The following is a 26022-nucleotide window of genomic DNA, read 5'->3' as shown; positions in this document are numbered from 1 at the left end:
CAACCGTACCTGGCGGCGTCCGGTCACGGCGGCGGCACCTTGTCCAGCAGGGCGGCGACCAGACGATCGCCGTCCCAGCCTTCGGCGGTCGCTTCGTAGCTGGGCAGCACGCGGTGCCGCAGTACATCGGCGGCGACCGCGCGCACGTCGTCGGGCGTGACGAAATCGCGTCCGGCCAGCCAGGCGCGGGCGCGGGCGCACCGCTCCAATGCGATCGAACCGCGCGGACTCGCGCCCCAGGCGATGCGCCGCGCCAACGCGGCGTCGTAGCCGCTTGCATCGCGCGAGGCCAGCACCAGTTCGATCAGGTAGCGCTCAAGCGGCGGTGCCATGTGCAGCGCCAGCACCGCACGGCGTGCCGCGAATACGTCTTCCAGCGGCATACGCGGCGGCGGCGCCTCGCCGGCCTCCAGCGTCTCGCGGGCGCGCTCGCGCGCCAGCCGCAGGATCTCCGCCTCCGCGGCCGCTTCCGGGTAGCCGATCCGCACATGCATGAGGAAGCGGTCCAGCTGCGCCTCCGGCAGCGGGAAGGTGCCCTCCTGCTCGATCGGGTTCTGTGTCGCCATCACCAGGAACAGCTTCGGCAGCGCATAGGTGTGCCGGCCGACGGTGACCTGGCGCTCGCCCATCGCCTCGAGCAGGGCCGATTGCACCTTGGCCGGCGCACGGTTGATTTCGTCGGCGAGCAGGATCGGATGGAAGATCGGCCCGGGCAGGAACTCGAAGCGACTCTCCTGCGGGCGCCACACCTCGGTACCGGTGAGGTCGGCCGGGAGCAGGTCGGGAGTGAACTGCACACGGGCGAAATCCGCTTCCAGGCGCGAGGCCAGGGCGCGGATCGCGGTGGTCTTGGCCAGGCCGGGCGCGCCTTCGACCAGCAGATGGCCATCGGCAAGCAGCGCGATCAGCAGGCGCTCCACCAGCGCCGACTGGCCGACGATGGTCTGGGACAGGCCGTCGCGCAGGGCGACGAACGCGGCGTGCAGGCGCTGCTGCTCGGGCGCGGCCGGCGGGGAATCGAGGGTCGGGGATGGAGTGTTCATTTGCGCAGTCTGACCGATCGCCGGTGAAAATGGTTCCGCGCACGGCGGACGCCGCGTGCTGCGAATTCAGGATTTCCTCATCGATGGGCGCAAACGCCGACGGGAGAGGCTTGCGCCTCTCCCGTCGAAGGTTTCCCGCCTTGTCCGCGGCATTTAGGCCGGCGGACGCTTGGCCACGTGCATCACCTTCGGGGTCACGAAAATCAGCAATTCGGCCTTGGTCTTGTTGCGGCCACGCTTCTTGAACAGATTGCCCAGGAACGGCACGTCGCCCAGGAACGGCACCTTGGAGATGCTGCTACGGTCGTTGAACTCGTAGACACCGCCGATGACCACCGTCTGCCCATCGTCGACCAGCACCGCGGTATTGATCTCGCGGCGGTTGATTTCCGGTACGGTGCCGTAGTTCTGCAAGACCACGTAGCGTTCGACTTCGTCCTTCTTGACGTTCATGTTCAAGAACACACGATTATCGTCGGTGATGGTCGGGGTGACCTTCAGCTCCAGCAGCACTTCCTTGAACTGTACGTTGGGCGTCGCCGCAGTTCCGGCGGTTCCACCGGTAATGGTGACATAGCCGATTTCCTTACCTTGCCGAATCACCGCCTCGCGCTGGTTGGAGGTCACGATGCGCGGATTGGAAATGACTTCGCCCCGCCCCTCTTCCTGCAATGCCGACAGCTGCAGGTCCAGATTGAAGTTCTTGCCGAGCAGGGTGTAGGCAAGACTGGGCAGGGTCTGCGCGCTGGTGAAGGTCGGACCGCTCAGATCGACGTTGAGACCACGCGTATTGACGCCGCCGCCAGCCGCGTTGCTTCCGACCGTAGCGACATTGTCCCCATAGGTGCGCGTCGCGCCGACACCGAACTTGGCACCCAGATCGCGTGCGAAGGTATCGGTGGCGATGACGATGCGGCCCTCGATCAGCACCTGGTCGACCGGGCGGTCGATCACGTTGATCAGCTCGCGCATCTGCGCGACCTTCTTCGGGATGTCGCTGATCATCAGCGTGTTGGTGCGCTCGTCGGCGACGAGGCGCCCGCGCGGCGACAGGAAACCATTGTCGTTCTGGCTGTTGCCGCTGCCACCCGCGCCGCCACTGCCACCACCGCCACCGCCGCCGATCCCCTTGGCCTCGGTCAGCGCCTTGAAGATCGCCGTGGCGCTGTGATAGTTGATCTGCACGTAGTCGGTGATCAGGTCCTCGCGGTTCTCGATCGCGATGCGCGCGTCTTCCTTGTCCTGCTCGAACTTGGCCAGCTCCTGCTGCGGCGCGACCCAGATCACCTTGCCGTCGCGGCGCTTGTCCAGGCCCTTGGCGCGCAGCACGATGTCCAGCGCCTGGTCCCAGGGCACATTGACCAGGCGCAGGGTGACGCTGCCCTGCACGGTGTCGGAGGCGACGATATTGAGATTGGACTCCTCGGCGATCAACTGCAGCACCGTGCGCACCGGCACGTCCTGGAAGTTGAAGGTCACCGGCTTGCCGCTGTAGCCGCGGGCGGCCACCTGCGCGGCGGCCTGGCTGACCGTGGTCGCGGTGACCGCACCCACCGCCGGCGCGGCGGCGCGCGGAGTGATCTCGACCACGTACTCGTTGCCCGACTGGTACGCCAGCGATTCGAACGCGCCATTGGTGTTCAACACCAGCTCGGCGCCGCCCGCATAGGGCTTGGCATCGATGCGCTGCACCGGCGTGGCGAAGTCGGTGACGTTGAGCGGACGCTGCAACTCCGGCGGCAGCGTGGCGTTGCCGACATCGACCACCACGCTGTTGCCCTGGGTGCGCAGGTCCGGGCTGGCGCCGGTGCCGTTGAAGGACAGGATCAGCCGCCCCGCACCGCCGTCGCCGCGCTTGAAGTCGATCTTCGACACCGTGAGCTTGGCCGGCGCCGCCGCAGGTGCGGGAGACGCGGCAACAGGCGCGGCGGGCGGCGCCGCGCTGGCGACGACCGCATTCCCGAGCATCGCCGCCAACCCCAACGCGCATAGCCGCATCGTCGCGTGGCGCCGGATGGGGCGCAGGCTCAGGGCTTTGGAAAAAGTCATCGTGCTATCCCCATAATCAATCATTGATCGTCCAGCGCGACGGAGGCGGGACGTTCCAGCCAGCCGCCGGCGCCATCCGGCACCAGTTCAATCAAATCGATGCGATCCTCGTGCACCCCGGTCACGCGGCCATCGCTCTGCCCCATGTACACGCCCGGACGCACGCGGTAGGTCACCTTGTCCGGCGCCATCACCAGCGCCACCTGGCCCGCGCCGCTGCCCAGCGTGCCGACCATGTTGAGGCTGTCCAGCGGGAACTGTTCCAGCGGTTCCTTGCGGCGGTTCGGATCCGGGCGCAGGCCGCTGCTGCCGTCGGGACTGGCCCAGGCATCGCTGAACGGATCGCGCAGGCCCTGCGCCGCATACTCGAAGGTTTCGAACTGCTGCATCACCGGCAACGGCTCCAGCGGCTGCGCCGGTCGCGCGCGCACTTCCTTCACCCAGTTCTCCAGATTCGGCGCATCGCCCGGCGTGCTGGTGATGGTGCGGCCGCAAGCGCCAAGCACCAGCGCCAGCGCGCCCGCAACGAGAATCCTGACCACCCGATGCTGCCGGCTCATGCGCCACCGCCTTGCTTGCCGGCCTTCTTCGCGGCCGCCGCGGCCTGTTCCTGGTCGGCCATTTCCTTGTCGTCCAGGTAGCGATAGGTCTTGACCGTACCGGACAGCTCCAGCTCGCCGCGCGCGGTGATGCCGTTGCTCTTGTCGCGCGGCTTCAGGTTGATGTCGTGCATGGTCAGGATCACCACCCGCGGCAGCGAGGCCACGCCACTGACGAAGGCGCCGAACTGGTGGTAGCTGCCGACCATGCGCAGGGCGATCGGCTTCTCCGCGTAGAACTCCTTCGGCGACTCCGGGCCCGGCTGGAACAACTCGTTGGTCAGGCCGCTGGACAGCGCGGTCTGCGAGATGTCGATGATCAGGTCGGGCATCTCGGTCTTGCTCGGCAGCTGCCGCAGCATCTGCTGCAGCACCTGCTCCATCTGCACCAGTTGCTGCTTCAGCGGCTGCAGGTTCACCGCACGGCTCTGCTCCTTCTCGAAGGAGGCGCGCAGTTCGGTTTCCTTCTGCTCCAGCGCCTGCAACTCGTCGCTCTTGCTGCTGATCAGCAGGAACCAGGACAGGGTCAGGATGAACAGGGTCACCAGCACGCAGAACACGATCTTGGCCTGCTGCGGCCAATTGCCGATGTTGTTGAAATCCAGCTCTTTGATGTTGAATTTCTTGCTCATGACGCCGGTCCCTGTTTCGCTGGCGTGGCGGCGGGTGCCGGCGCGGTGGCCGGCGCCGGTGCGGCAGGGCTGCCCGCGGCAGGTGCAGGCGCAGGAGCGCCCGGAGCCTGCGCCGGCGGCGTGCCAGGCGCGCCGCCCGCGGAGGCTGCGCCAGGTGTTCCGGGCGCAGCGGAACCCGCAGGTGCCGTCCCGGCGGCGGCCGGATCGGCGCTCTCGCCCGGCACCGGCAGCTTGACCCGCAGCGTGAACACGTACGGCAGCGCCTTGGTATCGACGATCGGACCCTTGGCTTCCTTCTCCTGGGCCTTGGCCTCGATCACCGTCAGCTCCGGATTGGTCATCCAGCCCGAGCCCTCGAGGTTGCGCATGTAGGTACTGACCCGCGCGTTGGACTGCGAGCGGCCCTCCAGGGTCAGCATGTCGCCTTCCTGCTTCACCGAGGTCAGCACCACGCCGTCGGGAATGGTCCGCACCAGCGAGTCGAACAGGTGCACCATCTGCGAGCGCTTGGCCTGCAGTTCCTCGATCACCTGCTTGCGCGCCAGCAGGCGGCGCTTCTTCTCGTCGAGGGTGTCGATTTCCTTGTTCTGCGCCTGGACCTTCTCGATCTCGGCCTGCAGATACGCGTTGCGCTCGTTCTGGCCGCTGATCTGCAGGTCGTAGTAGAACCAGATCAGCCCCGCCAGCAGCACCCCGGCGAACGCGGCCAGGCCAAGCATCGAATAGAACTCGCGTTCGCGTTGCTTGCGCCGTTCCGCCCGCCAGGGCAGCAGATTGATCTTCGCCATCAGTCGAAGCTCCTCAGCGCCAGGCCGGTGGCGATCATCAGCGCCGGCGCGTCCTGGGCCAGCGCATGCGCCTGCACCTTCGGCCCCAGGGTCATCTGCGCCAACGGGTTGGCGACCACCGTGGCCACGCCCAGTTGCTCCTCCACCATCTCCGGCAATCCGGCCAGGGCGGCGCAGCCGCCGGCCAGGACGATGTGGTCGACGCGGTTGAATTCGCTGCCGGCATAGAAGAACTGCAGCAGGCGGCTGATCTGCTGCACCGTGGCTTCCTTGAACGGCTCCAGCACCTCGACCTCGTAGCTTTCCGGCAGCCCGCCCTGGCGCTTGGCCATGCCGGCTTCCTCGTAGGTCAGGCCGTAGCGGCGCATCACTTCGTCGGTCAGCTGCTTGCCGCCGAACACCTGCTCGCGGCTGTACAGGCTGCGCCCGCCACGCAGGACATTGAGGGTGGTCATGGTGGCGCCGATGTCGACCAGGGCGACGATGCCGTCGGCGGCCACCGGCAGCTCGCTGGCCACCAGCGCGAAGGCGTTCTCGACCGCGAAGGCCTCCACGTCCATCACCTTGGCCACCAGCCCGCCCAGTTCCAGGGCCGACTGGCGCAGTTCCACGTTCTCCGAGCGCGAGGCGGCCAGCAGTACCTGCACCATCTCGGGGTTGTTGGGGATGACGCCCAGCACCTCGAAATCCAGGTTCACTTCGTCGATCGGGTACGGGATGTAGTTCACCGCCTCCAGCTCGACCTGGGCTTCCAGCTCGCTCTCATCCAGCTCGGCCGGCATCGGGATCACCTTGGTGATCACCGCCGAACCGGCCACGGCGGCCGCGGCATGCTTGGCGCGGGTACCGGACCGGGTCACGGCGCGGCGGATCGCCTCGCCCACCGCCTCGACCTCGACGATGTTCTTCTCGACCACGGCATTGGGCGGCAAGGGTTCGACGGCGTAATGCTCGACCCGGAACCGGTTGCCGTTACGCGAAAGCTGCAGCAGCTTGACCGCGGTCGAGCTGATGTCGATGCCGATCAGCGGCTGCTGACTCTTTGGGATAAGCCCCACGGATTTTCCCCTGCCGGCGGGCACTTGGACGCCAATGTTGCGCCAGCGCATTAATAACAAATTTTTTGCAATTGGCAACCGCCCGGCTGCATGTCGCGATCCGTGTCACGGCATGACCTGCGGCAGCAAACCCGTCGCATCCCCGGAACCGGCCCCAGCCGTTCCCCGGCGTACTCTATACTCTGCGCCCAAGAAATCTGCAATCGGAATCTCTCGCGATGCCCCGTTTTCGTCGTTGGCTGCGCTGGGCGCTGGTCTTGTTCGTCCTCCTTGGCCTGGTCGGCGCCGCCGTGGCAGGCGGGCTGTACTACGTCGTCTCCTCCAAGCTCCCGGACGTGCAGACCCTGCGCAAGGTCGAACTGCAGGAGCCGATGTACGTCTACTCCAGCGACGGCAAGCTGATGGCGCTGTTCGGCGAGACCCGGCGCTACCCCATCACCATGAAAGATGTGCCGGAGCGGCTGAAGCAGGCCTTCCTGGCCACCGAGGACGCCCGGTTCTACGAGCATGGCGGGGTCGACTACAAGGGCATCGCCCGCGCGGTGTGGCTGCTGGCCACCACCAACGACAAGCGCGTGCCGGGCGGCTCCACCATCACCCAGCAGGTGGCCCGCCAGTTCTTCCTGAGCTCGGAATACAGCTATACCCGCAAGCTGGCGGAGATCCTGCTGGCGCGCAAGATCGAGGCCGAACTGACCAAGGACGAGATCTTCGAGCTGTATCTCAACAAGAGCTTCTTCGGCAACCGCGCCTACGGCGTCGCCGCCGCCGCCGAGTACTACTACGGCAAGAAGCTCAACGAGCTGAGCCTGGACGAGATGGCCTCGCTGGCCGGCATCCCCAAGTTCCCCTCCAGCGGCAACCCGATCAGCAACCCCGAGCGCGCCAAGCAGCGCCGCGACAACTATGTGCTCAGCCGCATGGCCGCGCTGGGCTTCATCACCCCGGCCGAGGCCGAGGCGGCCAAGGCGGTGCCGATGCACGCCGCGCCGCACGAGCGCCCGGTCGAGGTCGAGGCCCCCTACGTGGCCGAGCTGGTGCGCCAGGAGATGATCGCGCGCTTCGGCGGCGACGTGCTGGACAAGGGCTACCACGTCTACACCAGCATCGATGCGACCCTGCAGGCCGCCGCCAACCATGCGGTGCGCCAGGGCCTGGTCGTCTACGATCGTCGCCATGGCTGGCATGGCGTCGAGAAGCACTTCGACGTCCCCGCCACTGCCGATGCGGCGGCGCTGGCCAGCCATCTGAGCGGCGTCTACGCGCAGGGCGGGATGCTGCCCAGCATCGTCGCCGGCACCGGCAGCGACGGCAGCGCCACCGTGGTGCTCGCCAACAAGACCGAGCTGGTGCTGCCGGTGGCCGCCAGCCGCTGGACCGGGCGCAGCCCCGCCACCCTGCTCAAGCGCGGCGACCTGGTGCGCATCCAGGAAGGCGACAAGCCGGGCGAATGGGAGATCACCCAGATCCCGCGCGGCCAGGCCGCGCTGGTGTCGCTGGACGCCAACAACGGCGCGCTGCGCGCCATGGTCGGCGGCTTCAGCTACGCCGGCAACAAGTTCAACCGCGCCACCCAGGCGCGCCGCCAGCCAGGCTCCAGCTTCAAGCCATTCCTGTACGCGGCCTCGTTCGAGAAGGGCTTCAACCCGGCCTCGATCGTGCTCGACGCACCGGTGGTGTTCCGCGACCGCCGCGGCAAGACCTGGTCGCCGCAGAACGACGGCGGCGGCTTCCGCGGCCCGATGCGCCTGCGCGAGGCGCTGGTGCAGTCGCGCAACCTGGTCTCGGTGCGCCTGCTGGACGCCATCGGCGTGGACTTCGCGCGCAAGTACATCAGCCAGTTCGGCTTCCAGGAAGCCGAGTTGCCGCCGAACCTGTCGATGTCGCTGGGCACCGCCTCGCTGACCCCGCTGTCGGTGGCGCGCGGGTACACCGTGTTCGCCAACGGCGGCTCGCTGGTCAACACCTGGATCATCGACAAGGTCACCGACCGCGACGGCAATGTCCTGTTCCAGGAACATCCGCTGACCGCCTGCCGCAGTTGCGGCAGCGTCGGCGGCAACGCCGCACCGGTCAGCCAGGTGGTGGACGGCTTCAACTTCGGCGCGGCCACGCCGCCGCCGGCGGCCAAGCCGGCAGAGCCCGCGGCCACGGCGGCTGCAGCCGAGAAGCCCGCCGACCCCGAGGCCAAGGTGGCGCCGCGCGCGATCGACGAGCGCACCGCCTATCAATTGGTGTCGATGATGCGCGACGTGGTCCAGCGCGGCACCGGCACCGCCGCCAAGGTGCTCGGCCGCGAGGACGTGGGCGGCAAGACCGGCTCGACCAACGACCATCGCGACGCCTGGTTCTCCGGCTTCGGCGGCCCGTACGTGACCACCGTGTGGGTCGGCCGCGACGACTACCGCTCGCTCGGCTACCGCGAATACGGCGGCAAGGCGGCGCTGCCGATCTGGATCGACTACATGCGGGTCGCGCTGAAGGATCAGCCGATCGCCCGCAACGATCCGCCGGGCGGCATGGTCCAGGTCAGCCTCAACGGCGCCACGGAATGGGTCAAGACCGAGGACATGGACCGCATCCAGCAGTTCGACGAAAGCCTGCAGGACCAGAAGACCGACGACGCGGCATTCGACATCTTCTGATCGTGTCGCGTCCGCCGCCCCGGCGCTCGCCGGGGCAGTTCCCGCCGGGCGCGCCTCGCCCGGCGGACGCCGCCTCAGGCAGGGGCGGCTGCTACACCCGAATTTCGCAGGGCTGCGGTACAGTCGGGGCAGGCTTTGAGGGGAGGCGCACCATGCACCACGCTCGGCAACACGCCCGGACCCGCACGCACGAACGCCGCCGCCGGCTGGCGCATGAAGCCGCCCGGCTGATGGCCGAAGGCGGCATCCGCGATTTCCACCAGGCCAAGCTCAAGGCCGCCGACCGGCTCGGCATCCACGACGACGCCTCGCTGCCGCGCAACAGCGAGATCGAGGACGCCCTGCGCGAGTACCAGCGGCTGTTCGCCGGCCCCGACCATGCCGGCGAATTGCGCCGGCGCCGCGAGGCGGCGCTGCGCGCGATGGACTTCCTGCACGCCTTCGCGCCACGCCTGGCCGGACCGGTGCACGACGGTACCGCCGACGCCAACAGTCCGGTGCAACTGCACCTGCACAGCGACGACACCGAGGCGGTGGCACGTTTTCTCGAAGAACACCGGATCCCGGCCGAACTGCGCAGCCGCCGCCTGCGCCTGGACCGCGAGCGCAGCGAGGACTTCCCGGTGTGGCTGTTCACCGCCGAGGAGCTGACCTTCGACCTGACCGTGCTGCCCTACGACGCGCTGCGCCAGGCGCCGCTGTCGCAGGTGGACGAAAAGCCGATGCGGCGCGCCTCGATGCCGCAACTGCGGCAACTGCTGACCGAGCAGGACATCGCCGACTACCAGTCCGGCTGAGCGGACCACCGCGTCAGGATGCCGCGGGCGCCGCACAGCTGGCTGGCGCCCCGTGTCGCGGCCTGCAGTGGCGCGACAGGCTACTACCAATCGTCCTCCCCGCTTCGGCCCCCGCCACAAACGAAAAACGCCCCGCGAGGCGGGGCGTTCCGGACAGCCTTTACGGCGATCGATCAGCGCTTGTCGGCGCTGGTGTAGTCGCGCTTGTCGTAGCCGGTGTAGATCTGGCGCGGACGGCCGATCTTCATTTCCGGGTCGACCTGCTGCTCCAGCCAATGCGAGACCCAGCCGGCGGTACGGGCAATGGCGAACATCACGGTGAACATCTCCACCGGAATGTTCAGCGCCTTGTAGATGATGCCCGAGTAGAAGTCGACGTTCGGGTACAGCTTGCGCTGCACGAAGTAGTCGTCCTTCAGCGCGGCCTCTTCCAGCTTCAGCGCCACTTCCAGCAGCGGGTCGTTGACGCCCAGCTCGCCCAGCACCTTGTGGGTCATCTCGCGGATGATCTTCGCGCGCGGGTCGAAGTTCTTGTACACGCGGTGACCGAAGCCCATCAGGCGGAAGCTCGAGTTCTTGTCCTTGGCCTTGGCCACGGCGCTCTCGACGTTGTCGGCGGTGCCGATCTCTTCCAGCATCTTCAGCACGGCTTCGTTGGCGCCGCCGTGCGCCGGGCCCCACAGCGCGGTGATGCCCGCGGCGACCGAGGCGTACGGGTTGGCGCCGGTGGAACCGACCAGACGCACGGTCGAGGTCGAGGCATTCTGCTCGTGGTCGGCGTGCAGGATGAACAGCAGGTCCAGGGCCTTGGCCACGACCGGGTTCATCTGCAGCTGCTCGCTCGGCACCTCGAACATCATGTGCAGGAAGCGCTCGACATAGCCGAGGTTGTTGCGCGGGTAGCGGATCGGCCAGCCGATCGAGTAGCGGTAGGCGGCGGCCGCGATCGTCGGCACCTTGGCGATCAGGCGGATCGCGGCCAAGCGGCGCTGCTCCGGATCGTTGAGGTCGAGGGTGTCGTGGTAGAACGCCGACAGCGAGGCCACGGTACCGGCCATCATCGCCATCGGGTGCGCATCGTGGCGGAAGCCGCCGAGGAAGTTCTTCAGCGACTCGTGCATCATCGTGTGATGCGTCACTTCGTGGTCGAACTTCTTGAATTCGTCGGCGGTGGGCAGCTCGCCGTTCATCAGCAGATAGGCCACTTCGAGGAAGTTGGACTTCTCGGCCAGTTGCTCGATCGGGTAGCCGCGGTACAGCAGCACGCCGTTGTCGCCGTCGATGTAAGTGATCGCCGACTTGCAGCTGGCGGTCGCGGTGAAGCCCGAGTCGTAGGTGAAGAGACCGGTCTCCTTGGTCAACTTGGAAATGTCGACGCAATCGTTGCCCAGGGTAGGCTTGAGTACCGGAAGAACGACCGACTTGTCGCCGGCGTTCAACGTGACCTGATCAAGATCGGACACAGTGTGCGCTCCTCGATGGAAGGCGCCTGTCCGATTACGTTGCGAACAGACGCGTGAAGGAAGTCCACGGCAATCGCCACGGATCGCGCCATTATCGCACAGCAGCATTTGCGTCGTCGCTCACCACCCACGTTGCACGATGGCGGAAGGAAAGCGACACAGCGTTGCATCCTCGCCGCACTTTCACGGAAGGATGACACCGGCGCGTCAACGCCGGGAGAGGAAAGCAGATAGCAGAACGGCCGCGCAAGCGGCCGTCGCTTTACATCCGTTCGACGGTTCCGATCAGCGCGCGTAGCGCTTCTGGAACTTGTCGATGCGGCCGCTGGTGTCGATGACCTTGTGCTTGCCCGTGTAGAACGGGTGCGAAGCCGAGGAGATTTCGACCTTGATCAGCGGATACTCTTCGCCGTCCTCCCACTTGACCGTCTCTTTCGAGGACATGGTCGAACGGGTCAGGATCTTGAAATCGGAGGTGACATCGTGGAACACGACGTCGCGGTACTGGGGATGGATGTCGGCCTTCATGGGCTCGCACCGTAGGTGGCTGCTGGACAAGAGGGAAACTATAACAGCCCTGCCGCCCTGCACGCAACGTTTACGTGATGGCAAGTGAGGTGACGGCTCGCGGCTGTTCTACCACTGGGGCCCCGCCCGGAACCGGGCGGGACCGCCAGGCTCAGCCGGCGCCGACCGCCGCGCGGGCCAGGCCCAGGAACCGCGCGTGGTCGTAGCGGATGAGCATGGTCGCGTTGTCCGGCAGGCCCAGCTGGCGGTTCCAGTCGACCAGGGTGGCGCCGCGGGTGTGCACCCCGGACAGCTCGATCTGCATCGGCCGCGACTGCACCTCCTCGGCGCCGTCGGGCTGCAGCGCCCAGGCCATCGCCAGCGCGTCGGCGGCATACCAGTGCTCGCCGCGGGCGTCTTCCGACCACAGCCGGGTCTTGCGCGAGATCAGTTCGTAGAAGCGCGCCTTGGGCGCATCCACCGCCAGCCACTGCTCGACCTCGCGGTGCGGCAGGCCGTGCGCAACGGTCGCCTCCCAATCCGCCACTTCGATGTGCGGGAACGCCTTGAACACGATGTGCGCGGCTTCCGGGTCGAAGGCGATGTTGAACTCGGCGGCCGGGGTGATGTTGCCGTGGCAGGTGATCGCCCCGCCCATCACCAGGAAGCGGCCGACGCGCTGCGGCAGGGTCGGGTCCAGCTTCAGCGCCAGCGCGATGTTGGTCAGCGGCCCCAGCGCGACCAGCAGCAGGCGCCCGGCGTACTGGTGCGACAGGCGCAGGATCGCCAGCGCGGCATGCTCGGCCTCGGCGCCGCGCGCGGCCGGCGGCAGGTCGACGTCGCCGAAACCGTCCTGACCGTGCACGTGCCCGGCGTCCACCGACGGGTGCAGCAGCGGATCGGCGCAGCCGGCGAACACCGGCACATCCTCGCGGCCGGCCACCTCGCACAGCTTCAGCGCATTGCGCACGGTGTGGCGCAGCCCGACGTTGCCGGCGGCGATGGTCAGCCCGACCACCTCGTGGCGCGGATCGGCGAACGCCATCAACAGCGCCAGCGCATCGTCCACGCCGGGGTCGGTATCGATCAACAGGGGAATCTTGTCGCTCATGCGTCGCTTCGCTCGTCCATTCGGCCGCCGAGTCTGGCACTGCGGCGCAGGCATGGGAAGAAGACGGGATTGGGGAGTCGGGATTAGGGATTCGCAAAAGCAACGCCACCGCTGTTTGTCGTAGGGGCGGCCGCTTTTTACGAATCCCCGCTTTCAACAGCCGAATGGCTGGTCATCCCCCATGCCGAATCCCAGCCCCTCAGGCCCCGGCGAACCGCACCGCCCCACCGACCCAGCGCGCGACGATGCGGTCGGCCAGGACCGGCGCTTCCTCCAGCAGCCGGTCGGCCAGCGCGTGCACGCGCGGCAGCAGGCCAGCGTCGCGGGCCAGGTCGGCCACGCGGAACGCGGCCAGGCCGGTCTGGCGGGTGCCGAGCAGTTCGCCGGGACCGCGCAGTTCCAGGTCCTTCTCGGCGATGACGAAGCCGTCGTTGGTCTGGCGCATGGTTTCCAGACGCTGCCGCGCCATCACCGACAGCGGCGCCTGGTACATGAGCACGCAGCTCGACGCCGCCGCGCCGCGCCCGACCCGCCCGCGCAACTGGTGCAGCTGCGCCAGGCCCAGGCGTTCGGCGTTCTCGATGATCATCAGCGAGGCATTGGGCACGTCCACGCCGACCTCGATGACGGTGGTGGCGACCAGCAGGTCGATCTCGCCCTGCTTGAACGCGCGCATCGCCGCCTGCTTCTCGGCCGGCTTCATGCGTCCGTGGACCAGGCCCACGCGCAGTTCCGGCAACTGCGCCGACAACGCTTCGAAGGTGGCCTGCGCGGCGCTGGCCTCGAGCCGGTTGCCGGCGCCGCCGCCCTGCGCGGATTTCTCGTTGTCCTCGGCCTCTTCGATCAGGGTGCAGACCCAGTAGGCCTGGCGGCCTTCGGCGCAGGCCACGCGAATGCGCTGCACCAGCTCGGGACGGCGCTCGGCGTTGAGCACGATGGTCTGCACCGGCGTGCGCCCCGGCGGCAGTTCGTCGATCGAGGAAACGTCCAGATCGGCATAGGCGGCCATCGCCAGGGTGCGCGGGATCGGCGTGGCGGTCATCACCAGTTGATGCGGCACGCCTGCGCCGGAAGCGCCCTTGTCGCGCAGCGCCAGGCGCTGGTGCACGCCGAAGCGGTGCTGCTCGTCGACGATGGCCAGGGCCAGGTCGTGGAAGCGCACCGCCTCCTGCATCAGCGCGTGCGTGCCGACCACCACCTGCGCCTCGCCCGAGGCGATCTGCGCCAGGGTCGCGCTGCGCGCCTTGCCGGTGACCTTGCCGGCCAGCCAGGCCACGCGCACGCCCAGCGGCTCCAGCCAACCGCGCAGGTTGGCCAGATGCTGTTCGGCGAGCAGTTCCGTGGGCGCGGCCAGCGCCGCCTGCTTGCGCTTGTCCACCGCCAGCATCGCCGCCAGCGCGGCGACCACGGTCTTGCCGCTGCCGACGTCGCCCTGCACCAGCCGCAGCATCGGCGCCGGCCGCTCCAGGTCGGTGCGGATCTGCGCGAACACGCGTTGCTGTGCGCCGGTCAGTTGGAACGGCAGCGACTGCTGCAGGCGCTTGGCCAGCAGCCCGCGGCCGCGCAGCGACGGCGCCGGCTGGCACTGCATGGCGATGCGCTGGCGGCGCAGGCTCAGGTGATGCGCGAGCAGTTCCTCCAGCGCCAGGCGCTGCTGCGCCGGATGCAGGCCGGCGGCGAGCGCGGCCAGGTCGGCCTGCGGCGGCGGCCGATGCGCGACCAGCAACGCGCTGCGCAGCGACGGCAGGCCAAGTTCGCTCAGCAGCGACGCCGGCAGCAGTTCCAGTGCCGCCTCCTCCGGCAGCCGGTCCAGCGCCTGGCCGATCAGCCGGCGCACGGTCGCCGGGCCGACACCCTCCACCGCCGGGTACACCGGATCCAGGCGATCGCCCAGCGCCGCATCGTCGCCCTCGCCGAGGATCTGGTAGCTGGGATGCACGAACTCCAGCCCGTGCTGGCCCGGCTTGGGCGTACCGAAGGCGCGCAAGCGCGCGCCGACCGCGAACTGCGCCGCCTGCGCGGCACGGAACTGGAAGAAGCGCAGCACCAGGGTGCCGCGCGACTCGTCGGCCACCGCCACGCGCAGCATCGGCCGGTAGCGGAAGCCGCGGTCCACCGCCTGCACCCGCCCCTCGACCTGCGCCGGCACGCCCGGCTGCAGTGCCGCCACCGTGGTCAGGCGGGTGCGGTCCTCATAGCGCAGCGGCAGGTGCAGCCACAGGTCCTGCAGGGTGGACAGGCCGCGCGCGGCGAATTTCTCCGCCAGCTTGGGACCGACGCCGGGCAGCGTGGTCAGCGGCGCCTCGCCTGCCGCCGACAGCGCCGGCGCCGGAACCTGCACGCGCGGCACGGCGGGGGATCAGTCCAGCACCATCACCGCGTCCACTTCGAAGCCCGCGCCCTTGGGCAGCGCCGAGACTTCGATGGTGGAGCGCGCGGGGAACGGCGCCTGGAAGTAGTCCTGCATCACCGCGTTGACCTGCGCGAACTGCGCCAGGTCGGTGAGGTACAGCCCCAGGCGCACGATGCGGTCCAGCGAGCCGCCGGCCGCCTCGGCCACCGCCTGCAGGTTGTCGAACGCGCGGCGCGCCTGCGCGGCGATGTCGCCGGCGACGATCTCGCCGGTGGCCGGATCCAGCGGGATCTGCCCGGAGAAGTACACGGTGTTGCCGGCGCGCACGGCTTGCGAATACGGGCCGATCGCGGCCGGTGCACGGTCGGTATGGATGATCTGGCGGGACATGGCGACTCCGTTGGAAGAATGTCCGCCTAGTTTAGCTGGCGTGCGCGATTGGGGATTGGGGATTGGGGATTGGGGAGCATGACCGTGACAGGATCGCGACCAAGCGTTCTTTCGCAGGCGTCGACTGTCATGCAGCCGCGTTGGCAGGCGGCGCGGACGATGCCCGATCACGGGCACTGGCACGAAGCCCCAGTCCATTCCTTGTGGGAGCGGCTTCAGCCGCGACGAGTGAAGCAGAAAGCCGCCTGACACCATCACGCGTCGGGACTGAAGTCCCTCCCACAAGAACTCCCGACCCATTCCGCCCGGCACCGCCTACTGGCGGCGCACGCTCTGCACCGCATTCAAGCGCCGCAGCCGGCGCATCACTTCGGCCAGGTGGTTACGGTCGCGCACCTGGATGTTGAAGCGCAGCACCGCGGCGTTGAAGTCGCGGTCCAGGTAGTCGACGCGCTCGATGTTGGACTGGCTCTGCGCGATCGCCGCGGCCAGTTGCGCGAGCACGCCGGTGCGGTTCTCCACGTCCACCACCAGCGCGGTGTCGTAGTCGCCGATGACGCTGGTATCCCAGCCGATCGGCACCCAGCGCTCGGGCGACTTGCGCAGTTCGGCCAGGTTCGGACAGTCCAGGCGATGCACCACGATGCCCTTGCCGGCGGTGTGGTAGCCCATGATCTCGTCGCCGGGAATCGGCTGGCAGCAGTTGGCGAAGCTGACCACGCCGCGCTCGGTGCCGTTGATCAGGATCTTTTCCTGCGAGTGCTTGGAATGGCCGCCGCCGCGCAGTTCGGCATACGCCATCAGCGCCTGCGCGGCCTGGTTGGGCATCCAGTTGCCCAGGGCCACGTCGGCCAGCAGCGCCTCCAGGCGCGGGTAGCGGTGCTCGCTGAGGAACGAATCCAGGCGCCCCTTGGGCAGCCGCTCCAGCGAGCTGTCCATCGCCTCCAGTGCGCGATCGAGCATGCGATGACCGAGCTGCACCGCGTCCTCGTGTTCGAGCTGCTTGAGCTGGTGGCGGATCGCGGTGCGCGCCTTGCTGCTGACCACGAACTCCAGCCACTGCGGCTTGGGCGTGGCCGAGCGCGCAGTGATCACTTCCACCGTCTGTCCGCTGACCAGCTTGGTGCGCAGCGGCACCAGCTTCTTGTCCACGCGCGAGGCCACCGCGCGGTTGCCGACGTCGGTGTGCACCGCATAGGCGAAGTCCAGCGCGGTGGAATTGCGCGGCAGCGCCAGGATCTTGCCCTTGGGCGTGAACAGGTAGACCTCGTCCGGGAACAGGTCGACCTTGACGTTGTCCAGGAACTCCAGCGACGAGCCGGCGGCGCGCTGCGATTCGATCAGCTCGACGATCCACGCATGCGCGCGGCTCTGCGCGCTGTTGGGCGAGTCCCCGCCGAACTTGTAGGTCCAGTGCGCGGCGACGCCGCGCTCGGCGATCAGGTCCATTTCCTCGGTGCGGATCTGCACCTCGATCGGCGAGCCGTAGGGCCCGAACAGCACCGTGTGCAGCGACTGGTAGCCGTTGGCCTTGGGTATGGCGATGAAGTCGCGGAAGCGCGCATCCAGCGGCTTGAAGGTGGCATGCACCGCGCCGAGGGCGTGGTAGCAGTCGGGCACGCCGCGCACCACCAACCGGAAGCCGAACACGTCCATCACCTGGTCGAAGGATTTGTTCTCGTCGCGCATCTTGTTGTAGATGCTCCACGGCGTCTTGATCCGGCTCACCAGCCGGTGCTCCAGCCCTTCCTTGGCCAGACGCTGCGACAACTGCACCTCCACCTGCGCCATCGACTCGCGGCGCACCACCGGCTGGCTGCGGATGTGCTTTTCGATGATCGCGTGGCGCCACGGATGCAGAGCGCGGAAGCCGAGGTTCTGCAGCTCGGACTTCATCAGGCTCATGCCCAGGCGCTGGGCGATCGGCGCGTAGATCTCCAGGGTCTCGCGGGCGATGCGGCTGCGCGCCTCGGCGCTCTGCGCGCCCAGCGTGCGCATGTTGTGCAGGCGGTCGGCGAGCTTGATCATGATCACGCGCAGGTCGCGCGACATCGCCAGCAGCATCTTGCGGAAACTTTCGGCGGCCGCTTCCTGGCGGTCGCGGAACTTGAGCTTGTCCAGCTTGGTGACGCCGTCGACCAGTTCCGCCACCGCCTCGCCGAACTCGGCGGCCAGCTCGGCGCGGGTCAGCGGCGTGTCTTCGATGGTGTCGTGCAGGATCGCCGCGATCAGTGCCTCCACGTCCAGGCCCAGTTCGGCCAGTACACCGGCCACCGCCACCGGATGGGTGATGTAGGGCTCGCCGGACTTGCGGGTCTGCCCCGCGTGCGCGGCCGCACCGACCTCCCAGGCGCGGCGCAGCAGCGGGATCTGCTCGGGCGGCAGATAGCTGGCGCTGCGTTCGAGCTGCAGGACGTAGTCGGGGACCGCCGCGTCGGCCGACGATGGCGCGGCGTGGGCGACCTGGGCAGAAGGGCCTGGGTTCATGCGGAAAGACTATGCCAGCGGCGCGTGGACGGCAAACCCGCAAAACGAAACAGCCCGCGGATGCGGGCTGTTCGCAGGACGATCGCGACGCGGGACGCGATCAGTCGTCGTTCTTGGACATGTCCTCGTCGGCCACCACTTCGGCCGCGGCCCATTCCAGGGCTTCACGCTCGGCGCGCTCGCGCTCGGCCTTCTCGACCTCGTCGATCAGCGCGTTGTCGATCTTGCGCGCGGCGATCTCGCGCAGCGCCAGCACGGTCGGCTTGTCGGCCGACTCGGTGTTGTCGAGGGTGGCCTGCACGCCGTTGGCGAGCTGGCGGGCGCGCTTGGACGCCATCATGACCAGTTCGAAACGGTTGTTAACGACTTCCAGGCAATCTTCTACGGTGATGCGGGCCATGCGGGCTCCCGGCGGGCCGGCGGCGGCCACGCGTTCGAATGAGGGAAAGGGCGGGGATTGTAGGGCGGCAACCGCCCGAGATCAACCCCACCCCATTCAGTTCCCTTTGGAATCAGCCAGTTGGCTGTTCCTGCAGGAGGGTATCGATCAGCGCGGCATGGCGCTGCTGTTGCTGCGGCCGGCGCAGGCGGCTGGCGACGAAGATCGCGCACATCTCGTCCACCGCGGTGTCGAAATGCTCGTTGACGATGACGTAGTCGAAGTCGGCGTAGTGCGACATCTCCTCGCGCGCGGCGGCCAGCCGCTGCGCGATCACCGCCTCGCTGTCCTGGCCGCGCTTGCGCATGCGCTGCTCCAGGGCCTCGCGCGACGGCGGCAGGATGAACACGCTGACCGCATCCGGCACCTTGGCCCGCACCTGGCGCGCGCCCTGCCAGTCGATCTCCAGCAGCACGTCGTGGCCGGCGGCCAGCTGCGGCTCCACCGACTGCCGCGCGGTACCTTTCCAGTCGCCGTGCACGCGGGCGTACTCGAAGAAGTCGCCGGCATCGATCATCCGCTGGAACTCGTCGGCGGAGACGAAATGGTAGTGCTCGGCATGGCGTTCGCCCGGCCGCGGCGCGCGCGAGGTGAACGAGATCGACAGCGCGATCTGCGGGTCGCGCGCCAGGGTGGCGTTGACGATGCTGCTCTTGCCGGCGCCGGACGGGGCCGCCACGATGTAGAGAGTGCCGCGCATGTTCTTGGGAATGGGGAGTCGGGAATGGGGAATGGGAACAGCGCCGAGCCGGGCTGGGGGTGAATCGTACCCGCTTTGACGATTCCCCATTCCCGATCGCCCATTCCCGGCTATTCGAGGTTCTGCACCTGCTCGCGGATCTGGTCGATCAGCACCTTCAGTTCCACCGCGGCGTTGGAGGTGCGGCTGTCCACCGACTTCGAGCCCAGGGTGTTGGCCTCGCGGTTGAACTCCTGCAGCAGGAAGTCCAGGCGCCGGCCCGCCGGTTCCGGCTGGCGCAGGACGCGGCGCAGTTCCTTGATATGGCTGCCGAGCCGGTCCAGTTCCTCGTCCACATCGAGCTTCTGCAGCCACAGCACCAGTTCCTGCTCGGCGCGGCCGGGATCGACCGGATGCGGCAGATCGGCCAGGCGCGCCGCCAGCTTGGCGCGCTGGCCGTCGCGGATGGCGGGGATCAGCGTGCGCACCTCGCCGGCGATGCGTTCCACCGCATCGACGCGCTCGACGATGGCCGCGGCCAGCTTGCCGCCCTCGCGCTCGCGCGCGGCGACGAACTCGGCCAGCACCTCGTCCAGCAGTTCCAGCGCCTGCGCCTGCAGCGCCGCCGGATCGGCTGTCTGCCCCTGCAGCACGCCGGGCAGCTGCAGTAGGTCGACGAACTGCACCTGCATCTGCGGGAAACGCACTCCCAGCCGTTGCGCAAGCACACCCAGTTGCTCGACCAGGGCCTCGTTCACCGCCAGGGTCTGCGCTGCTTCCGGCGCGCGCAGGCGCAGCATCAGGTCGAGCTTGCCGCGGCTGATCCGCGCGGCGACGCGTTCGCGCAGTTGCGGCTCCAACGCGCGCAGTTCTTCCGGCAGGCGGACGCCGACTTCCAGGAAACGGTGGTTGACCGAGCGCAGCTCGCATCCCAGCGTGCCCCAGGGAGTGATGCGCTCGGCGCCGGCATAGGCGGTCATGCTGCGGATCATGCGGTGTTCCGGTGCGGACAGGGGGCGAATGTTAACCTAGCGCCCTTTCCTGCCTCACCGACGCGGTCACAGGCCGCGCACGGCCCCGCCCTTCCCGGAACCCCTGCATGTCCTTCTCCCGTCCCAGCGGCCGCACGGCCGATCAGTTGCGCCCGGTCCGCATCGAACGCGCCTTCACCCGCCACGCCGAAGGCTCGGTCCTGGTCAGCTTCGGCGACACCCGCGTGCTGTGCAACGCCAGCGTCGAGAACCGCGTGCCGGGCTTCTTGCGCGGCAAGGGCGAAGGCTGGGTCACCGCCGAATACGGCATGCTGCCGCGCGCCACCCACTCGCGTTCCGATCGCGAAGCCGCGCGCGGCAAGCAGGGCGGACGCACGCTGGAGATCCAGCGTCTGATCGGCCGCGCGCTGCGCGCCTGCGTCGACCGCACGGCGCTGGGCGAGCGCACCATCACCCTGGACTGCGACGTGCTGCAGGCCGACGGCGGTACCCGAACCGCCGCCATCACCGGCGCCTACGTGGCGCTGGTGGATGCGGTGAACTGGCTGCAAAAGCGCGGCGACCTGAAGAAGCCGGTGGTGCTGGGCGCGGTCGCCGCGGTCTCGGTCGGCGTGTACCGCGGCGTGCCGGTGCTGGACCTGGACTACGCCGAGGACAGCGACTGCGACACCGACATGAACGTGGTGATGAACGATGGCGGCGGCTTCATCGAGCTGCAGGGCACCGCCGAGGGCCACGCCTTCCGCCGCGACGAACTGGACGCGCTGCTCGGCCTGGCCGAGCGCGGCATCGGCGAACTGCTGGCGGCACAGCGCGCCGCCCTGGCGCAATGAACCGGCGCCTGGCCCTGGTCACCCTGGTGGTGGCCGACTACGACGAGGCCATCGCCTGGTACACCGGCAAGCTGGGCTTCCAGGTGCTGGAGGACGTGGACCAGGGCCACAAGCGCTGGGTCGTGGTCGGGCCCGGCGATGCGCGCGGCGCGGCGCTGCTGCTGGCGCGCGCCAGCGACGATGCCCAGCGCAGCCGCATCGGCGACCAGACCGGGGGCCGGGTCGGCTTCTTCCTGCACACCGACGACTTCCAGCGCGACCATGCGGCGATGCTGGCCGCCGGTGTGGAATTCCTGGAAGCCCCTCGCCACGAACCCTACGCCACGGTCGCGGTGTTCCGCGATCTGTACGGCAACACCTGGGATCTGCTGGAGCCCATCGCATGAAACTGGTCCTGGCCAGCAGCAACGCCGGCAAGCTCGAAGAACTGCACGCCCTGCTCGACGACGTGGGGGTCGAGTTGATCGCGCAATCCACGCTCGGCGTCAGCGATGCCGATGAGACCGGCCTGACCTTCGTCGAGAACGCGCTGCTCAAGGCGCGCCACGCCGCCCGCGTCACTGGTTTGCCGGCGCTGGCCGACGACTCCGGCATCTGCGTGGACGCGCTGCACGGCGCGCCGGGCCTGTATTCGGCGCGCTACGCCGGCGAGCACGGCAATGCGCAGGCCAACATCGACAAGCTGCTGGACGCGCTGCGCGATGTCCCCGACGCGCAGCGCGGCGCGCATTTCTACTGCGTGCTGGTGCTGCTGCGGCATGCCGAGGATCCGCAGCCGCTGCTGGTGGAAGGCCGCTGGCGCGGCCGCATCGCGCATGCGCGTGCCGGCACCGGCGGGCATGGTTACGACCCGGTGTTCCTGGATCCGGACCACGGCCAGACCGCCGCCGAGATGCCGCTGGCGCTGAAGAACCGCATCAGCCACCGCGCCCTCGCCCTGCAGCAGCTCAAGCAGCGCCTGGCGGACCATCTTGCGGCGCATCCCGCCGAGTGACCGCACCGCGCGCAGGCACCGGGCCAGTCAGGACACCGCGGCGCGCGCAGACTGCCCTGCGCCGCTGCGCCAAGCCCTGAACCCTCCGGCGCCCGCACCGCCCGCATGTCCGTTTCCAGATTCCCGCCCGCCATGCCGCACGCCCACGACCATTGCCAGCATCCGCCCGGCACCGCCTGCCCGGATCCGTCCGCGCACGCCGACACCCCGGCGCTGGTGCCGCCACCGCTGTCGCTCTACGTGCACCTGCCGTGGTGCGTGCGCAAATGCCCGTACTGCGATTTCAACTCGCACGCGGCCAAGGGCGCGCTGCCGTTCGACAGCTACGTTGATGCGCTGATCCGCGACCTGGACCAGGACCTGCCGCTGGTCTGGGGCCGTGTGGTCAACAGCGTATTCTTCGGCGGCGGTACGCCCAGCCTGTTTCCGCCCGAGGCGATCGACCGCTTCCTGCAGGCGGCCAGCGCCCGGCTGCGCTTCGCGCCGGGCCTGGAGATCACCCTGGAGACCAACCCCGGCACCGCCGAGCATGGCCGCTTCGACCGCTACCTGGCGGCTGGGGTCAATCGCCTCAGCTTCGGCATCCAGAGCTTCGACGACGCGGCCCTGCAGCGGCTGGGCCGCATCCACGACGGCGCCGAGGCCGAGCGTGCGGTGAAGCTGGCGCAGGACGCCGGCTACGCCAATGTCAACGTGGACCTGATGTACGCGCTGCCACAGCAGACCCTGGCCGAGGCCGAGCGCGACATCGCGCGGGCGCTGGCGCTGCAGCCGACCCACCTGAGCCACTACCAGCTCACCCTGGAACCGAACACCGTGTTCGCCGCGCGACCGCCGCAGGGCATGCCCGAGGACGACGACGCCTGGGACATGCAGGAGCGCTGCCAGGCCCTGCTGGCCGAGGCCGGCTACGCGCAGTACGAGGTCAGCGCCTATGCGCGCGCCGGCTACCGCTGCGCGCACAACCTCAACTACTGGACCTTCGGCGACTATCTCGGCATCGGTGCTGGCGCGCACGGCAAGATCAGCTCCGGCGCCGAACAGAACATCCTGCGGCGCTGGAAGCACAAGCATCCACAGGCGTTCCTGGACGCGGCGGGGACGCCGGCGGCGATCGGCGGCGACGAGTGGATCGCGCCGGAGCGGCGCCCGTTCGAGTACATGCTCAACGCCCTGCGCCTCAACGACGGCTTCGCGCTGCGCGACTTCAGCGCCCGCACCGGCCTGCCGCTGCAGGCGATCGCCTCGGCCCTGGCCACCGCGCAGGCCCGCGACTGGTTGCGGGTGGACGCCGGCCACGCCGTCCCGACCGAGCTGGGACGGCGGTTCACCAACGACGTGATCGCCCTGTTCCTGCCCTGAGCCGCGCCGCCCGCCTTGGTTGCGGCGGCGGATCGTGCTACATACCGCGCAGAAAAGTATAACGGCGATCACAGGATGCCCCTGTCTGCGACCATGTCGGCCCCGCCAGCGACGCTTGCCAGCGCCGCCCTGCCGGCGCGCGTGCGCGACATCCTGCTGGCCTTGAACAGCCTGCTGTGGCAGGCCCTGGAACTGCCGCTGCAGGCGACCCTGGACGAGCTGGAGCAGGACCTGCTCGAGCAGGCCGGGCGCGCCCGCAATGGCCAGGTGCAACAGGACCTGTTCCAGGAGGCGCAACGCGTGCGCGCGCAGCGCGGGCGCCTGGCGCCGTTCTACCAGGTGCAGCTGGAAGCCGGGCTGGCCGGGATCCGCAGCCCCTTGGCGACGGCCGCTGCGCCGCGAGTAGCCAAGGCAGGTGCCGGGCAGATGCTGACCCTGGTCGCCGACGTGGATATCGACCGCGACATCGTGCTGCACGAGATCGCCCGCCGCGAGGCGATCCGCTGCAATATCCCGCTGCAGTTGCTCGGCCAGCGCTTTGGCGTGCTGGCGGCGCGGCCCGCCTTCGAGATCGAGCAACTGCCGCTGGGACCGCACGCACTGTGCCGGCTGCTGCGCACCGCCGGCGAAGCGTTGGGCCTTGGCCTGGACACGCAATTGGCGCTGTATCGCGCCTTCGAACGGCAGGTGCTGGCGCGCTACGGCGAGATGGTGGAACGGGCCAATGTCCTGCTGACCCACGCCGGGGTGCTGCCCGGCCTGATCTATCTGCCCTACGTGGCGCGCAGCACCAATGTCGACCCGGGCACGCGGCGCGCGGCGCGCATGCCCGGCGCCGCGGTGCCGCCCGCTGCCGGCAGCGGCCCCCGCGGGAACGCCAGCACTCCTGGTCAAGCCGCACCCGCCATGGGCGTGCCGCCGGGGCCTGCCGCGACGGCACCGCTGCCGCCAGCGGGCGCGGCGGCCGGCGCCGCGGAACCGGCCGCCAGCGGCCCGGACCTGGCCACCCTGCGCCAGTTGCTGACCGCGGCGCGCGCCAAGGCCGTGCCCGCCGCGGCGGCGCCCACGACTGAGACCGCCGGTGCCGCCGCGCTTCCGGCGCGGCCGGCGAGCGCCGCCGGTGCGGCCCCGGTGCCGACCGCCAGCCTGTTGGAGGCCCTCGGCGAACTGCAGGCGCAGCCGCCGGCCCACAGCACCCTGGGCGGGCTGCGCGGACGCCGCCACCTGCGCGACGTGCAGACCGCCCTGCTGCAGGCGCTGCGCGCCACCCACGGCGCGCAGGCGACCCTGGCAGCGCAGCAGGCCGACACCTTCGACCTGCTCGGCCTGCTGTACGGCGAGATCGAGCGCGAGGTACGCCCCGACGCGCCGGCCGCGGCGCTGCTGGAACGCCTGCAGGTGCCGCTGGTGCGCGCCGCGCTGCAGGATCCGGCGTTCTTCGCGCGCAGCCGGCACCCGGCGCGGGAACTGCTCAATGCCGTCGCCGAATCCGGCGCCACCTGGCTGGGCGAAGAGGACAGCGATCCGACGCTGCTGCTCAAGCTCAACCAGGCCGTGGACCGCGTGATCGAGGAGTACGAAGGCGACGAGACCGTCTTCGAGCAGGCCCACCAGGAGATCCAGGCGCAGCAGCGCAGCCTGGCGCACAAGGCCGAGATCGCCGAGCGCCGGCACGTCGAGGCCGCGCGCGGCAAGGAACGGCTGGAGCTGGCCAAGCAGACCGCGACCGCCACCCTGGAGGCGCTGTGCAGCGCCCGGCAACCGCCGGGTTTCGTGCAGACCCTGCTGCAGCAGGCCTGGTCCGACGTGCTGGTGCTGACCCTGCTGCGTCAGGGCGAGGACTCGGAGACCTGGCGCGAGCGCATCGGCCTGGCCGAGCGCATCGCCGAGGTCACCTGCCGCAGCGAGGGCGCCTCCGATGCCGCCCTGGCCGAGCGCGTGGGCCAGGCGCTGCTGCAGGTGGGCTACCACCAGCAGGAAGCCGAGGCCATCGCTCGTCGCCTGTCCACGCCCGGCGGCACCGACGCCACCACCTCGCGCACCGAACTCAGCGTGCGGCTGAAGGCGCGCACCCGCCTCGGCGAGCAGGGCGAGGACGGCGAGCGCCCCTCGCTGCCGCCGCGCAACGAGGCCGAACAGGCCGCGTATGCGCGGCTGCGTACTCTGCCGTTCGGCACCTGGTTCGAATTCGTCGTCAACCAGCAAGGCGACCTGAAGCGGCAGCGCCTGTCCTGGTACAGCCCGATCACCGAGCGCGCGTTGTTCGTCAACCAGCGCGGGCAGAAGGCCGCCGAACACACGCTCGACGGATTGGCGCGGCTGCTGGCGCAGGGACAGGCGCGCATCGTCAGCGAGGACCGCGCCCGCCTGATCGACCGCGCCTGGCAGGCCGCGGTGCGCGCGCTGCGCACCCTGGCCGGCGTTCCCGCCGCCGACGACGCCATGGAGGGCGCATGAGCGCAGACGCTCGCCGATCGCCGCGCCTCCAGGTTCCGGACATGGTGCCGGTGCTGGACCTGATGGAAGACGCCGTGGTCGGCCGCCTCGGCAACGTCTCCGAACACGGCATGCTGCTGCTCGCCTCGGCACCGCTGCACGAGGACGCGCTGTACCAGTTGCGCTTCGCGATACCGCACGCCGACCGCGACGTGCAGATCGATATCGGCGCGCACCTGTTGTGGAGCGAACCCTCGCACGCACCGGGCCAGGCCTGGGCCGGCTTCCGCTTCCTGACCATTTCCCCCGCGCATCGCGACCTGCTGCGGCAGTGGATCAACGCTGCGACCGGCGGCTAGCGGCAT

Annotated in this window: 23 protein-coding genes; 8 read left to right on the top strand and 15 right to left on the bottom strand. The window is 69.1% G+C overall.

Annotated features, from left to right (window positions below):
- Positions 1-23: 23 nt before the first annotated feature.
- The 6 genes from SLW56_RS13250 to SLW56_RS13225 form a co-directional block, all read right to left on the bottom strand.
- The gene (locus tag SLW56_RS13250; protein ID WP_017914104.1) at positions 24-1043 is read right to left on the bottom strand and encodes a MoxR family ATPase; all 1020 of its coding nucleotides are present in this window, start codon (positions 1041-1043) and stop codon (positions 24-26) included.
- A gap of 153 nt (positions 1044-1196) precedes the next feature.
- Positions 1197-3092, bottom strand: a complete 1896-nt coding sequence (locus SLW56_RS13245) for a type IV pilus secretin PilQ family protein (protein ID WP_267095567.1) — start codon at positions 3090-3092, stop codon at positions 1197-1199.
- 20 nt (positions 3093-3112) lie between these two features.
- Positions 3113-3652, bottom strand: coding sequence for a pilus assembly protein PilP (locus SLW56_RS13240; RefSeq protein WP_026143551.1), 540 nt, complete (start codon positions 3650-3652; stop codon positions 3113-3115).
- A complete protein-coding gene (locus tag SLW56_RS13235; protein ID WP_017914107.1) occupies positions 3649-4323 on the bottom strand; it encodes a type 4a pilus biogenesis protein PilO in 675 nt (224 codons plus the stop codon). Before SLW56_RS13235 ends, SLW56_RS13240 begins: the two co-directional genes overlap by 4 nt.
- Positions 4320-5111: a PilN domain-containing protein gene (locus tag SLW56_RS13230; protein ID WP_320694962.1), complete on the bottom strand. Its 792-nt coding sequence runs from the start codon at positions 5109-5111 to the stop codon at positions 4320-4322. Before SLW56_RS13230 ends, SLW56_RS13235 begins: the two co-directional genes overlap by 4 nt.
- Positions 5111-6169: a pilus assembly protein PilM gene (locus SLW56_RS13225; RefSeq protein WP_017908825.1), complete on the bottom strand. Its 1059-nt coding sequence runs from the start codon at positions 6167-6169 to the stop codon at positions 5111-5113. The genes SLW56_RS13230 and SLW56_RS13225 overlap by 1 nt, the downstream gene beginning before the upstream one ends.
- A 218-nt stretch (positions 6170-6387) precedes the next feature.
- Between SLW56_RS13225 and SLW56_RS13220 the strand changes: the two genes are divergently transcribed.
- Positions 6388-8814 (top strand): penicillin-binding protein 1A, encoded by a 2427-nt coding sequence (locus tag SLW56_RS13220; protein ID WP_148830004.1) that lies wholly within the window; start codon positions 6388-6390, stop codon positions 8812-8814.
- 152 nt (positions 8815-8966) lie between these two features.
- Entirely contained in the window at positions 8967-9611 is a 645-nt protein-coding gene (locus tag SLW56_RS13215) for a hypothetical protein (RefSeq protein ID WP_017909856.1), read from the top strand.
- 173 nt (positions 9612-9784) lie between these two features.
- Here the strand turns inward: SLW56_RS13215 and SLW56_RS13210 are convergent, their stop codons facing one another.
- The 9 genes from SLW56_RS13210 to SLW56_RS13170 form a co-directional block, all read right to left on the bottom strand.
- A complete protein-coding gene (locus SLW56_RS13210) occupies positions 9785-11074 on the bottom strand; it encodes a citrate synthase (RefSeq protein WP_026143410.1) in 1290 nt (429 codons plus the stop codon).
- A gap of 285 nt (positions 11075-11359) precedes the next feature.
- Positions 11360-11602 carry a type B 50S ribosomal protein L31 gene (locus tag SLW56_RS13205; RefSeq protein WP_010341537.1) on the bottom strand — a complete coding sequence of 81 codons (243 nt, stop codon included), beginning with the start codon at positions 11600-11602 and terminating at the stop codon, positions 11360-11362.
- A 151-nt stretch (positions 11603-11753) separates the two neighbouring features.
- The gene (locus SLW56_RS13200; RefSeq protein WP_017914112.1) at positions 11754-12692 is read right to left on the bottom strand and encodes a nucleoside hydrolase; all 939 of its coding nucleotides are present in this window, start codon (positions 12690-12692) and stop codon (positions 11754-11756) included.
- Positions 12693-12891: 199 nt separating this feature from the next.
- Positions 12892-15042, bottom strand: coding sequence for an ATP-dependent DNA helicase RecG (recG, locus tag SLW56_RS13195; protein ID WP_320694961.1), 2151 nt, complete (start codon positions 15040-15042; stop codon positions 12892-12894).
- 9 nt (positions 15043-15051) lie between these two features.
- On the bottom strand, positions 15052-15435 hold the full coding sequence (locus SLW56_RS13190) for a RidA family protein (RefSeq protein ID WP_010341827.1): 384 nt from the start codon (positions 15433-15435) through the stop codon (positions 15052-15054).
- 315 nt (positions 15436-15750) lie between these two features.
- Positions 15751-17922 (bottom strand): bifunctional (p)ppGpp synthetase/guanosine-3',5'-bis(diphosphate) 3'-pyrophosphohydrolase, encoded by a 2172-nt coding sequence (locus SLW56_RS13185; RefSeq protein ID WP_295862733.1) that lies wholly within the window; start codon positions 17920-17922, stop codon positions 15751-15753.
- 100 nt (positions 17923-18022) lie between these two features.
- A complete protein-coding gene (rpoZ, locus tag SLW56_RS13180; RefSeq protein ID WP_010343101.1) occupies positions 18023-18322 on the bottom strand; it encodes a DNA-directed RNA polymerase subunit omega in 300 nt (99 codons plus the stop codon).
- A 112-nt stretch (positions 18323-18434) separates the two neighbouring features.
- On the bottom strand, positions 18435-19061 hold the full coding sequence (gmk, locus tag SLW56_RS13175; RefSeq protein ID WP_017909850.1) for a guanylate kinase: 627 nt from the start codon (positions 19059-19061) through the stop codon (positions 18435-18437).
- A gap of 110 nt (positions 19062-19171) precedes the next feature.
- The gene (locus SLW56_RS13170; protein ID WP_043094881.1) at positions 19172-20032 is read right to left on the bottom strand and encodes a YicC/YloC family endoribonuclease; all 861 of its coding nucleotides are present in this window, start codon (positions 20030-20032) and stop codon (positions 19172-19174) included.
- A 107-nt stretch (positions 20033-20139) separates the two neighbouring features.
- Between SLW56_RS13170 and rph the strand changes: the two genes are divergently transcribed.
- The 6 genes from rph to SLW56_RS13140 all read left to right on the top strand — a co-directional run bounded on the left by rph (position 20140) and on the right by SLW56_RS13140 (position 26016).
- Positions 20140-20865 carry a ribonuclease PH gene (gene rph / locus SLW56_RS13165; protein ID WP_010343098.1) on the top strand — a complete coding sequence of 242 codons (726 nt, stop codon included), beginning with the start codon at positions 20140-20142 and terminating at the stop codon, positions 20863-20865.
- Positions 20862-21251, top strand: coding sequence for a VOC family protein (locus SLW56_RS13160; RefSeq protein WP_017907633.1), 390 nt, complete (start codon positions 20862-20864; stop codon positions 21249-21251). Before rph ends, SLW56_RS13160 begins: the two co-directional genes overlap by 4 nt.
- On the top strand, positions 21248-21859 hold the full coding sequence (gene rdgB, locus SLW56_RS13155) for an RdgB/HAM1 family non-canonical purine NTP pyrophosphatase (RefSeq protein WP_152239995.1): 612 nt from the start codon (positions 21248-21250) through the stop codon (positions 21857-21859). The genes SLW56_RS13160 and rdgB overlap by 4 nt, the downstream gene beginning before the upstream one ends.
- Before the next feature lie 132 nt (positions 21860-21991).
- Positions 21992-23221, top strand: coding sequence for a radical SAM family heme chaperone HemW (hemW, locus tag SLW56_RS13150; protein ID WP_320694967.1), 1230 nt, complete (start codon positions 21992-21994; stop codon positions 23219-23221).
- Positions 23222-23296: 75 nt separating this feature from the next.
- On the top strand, positions 23297-25678 hold the full coding sequence (locus tag SLW56_RS13145; RefSeq protein WP_320694960.1) for a DUF1631 domain-containing protein: 2382 nt from the start codon (positions 23297-23299) through the stop codon (positions 25676-25678).
- Positions 25675-26016: a PilZ domain-containing protein gene (locus SLW56_RS13140; RefSeq protein ID WP_026143711.1), complete on the top strand. Its 342-nt coding sequence runs from the start codon at positions 25675-25677 to the stop codon at positions 26014-26016. The genes SLW56_RS13145 and SLW56_RS13140 overlap by 4 nt, the downstream gene beginning before the upstream one ends.
- The last annotated feature ends 6 nt before the right edge of the window (positions 26017-26022 follow it).

This window comes from Xanthomonas sp. LF07-6, from assembly GCF_034105445.1.
Classification (GTDB): Bacteria; Pseudomonadota; Gammaproteobacteria; order Xanthomonadales; family Xanthomonadaceae; genus Xanthomonas_A; species Xanthomonas_A sontii.
This window is presented reverse-complemented; position numbering and strand designations above follow the sequence as displayed.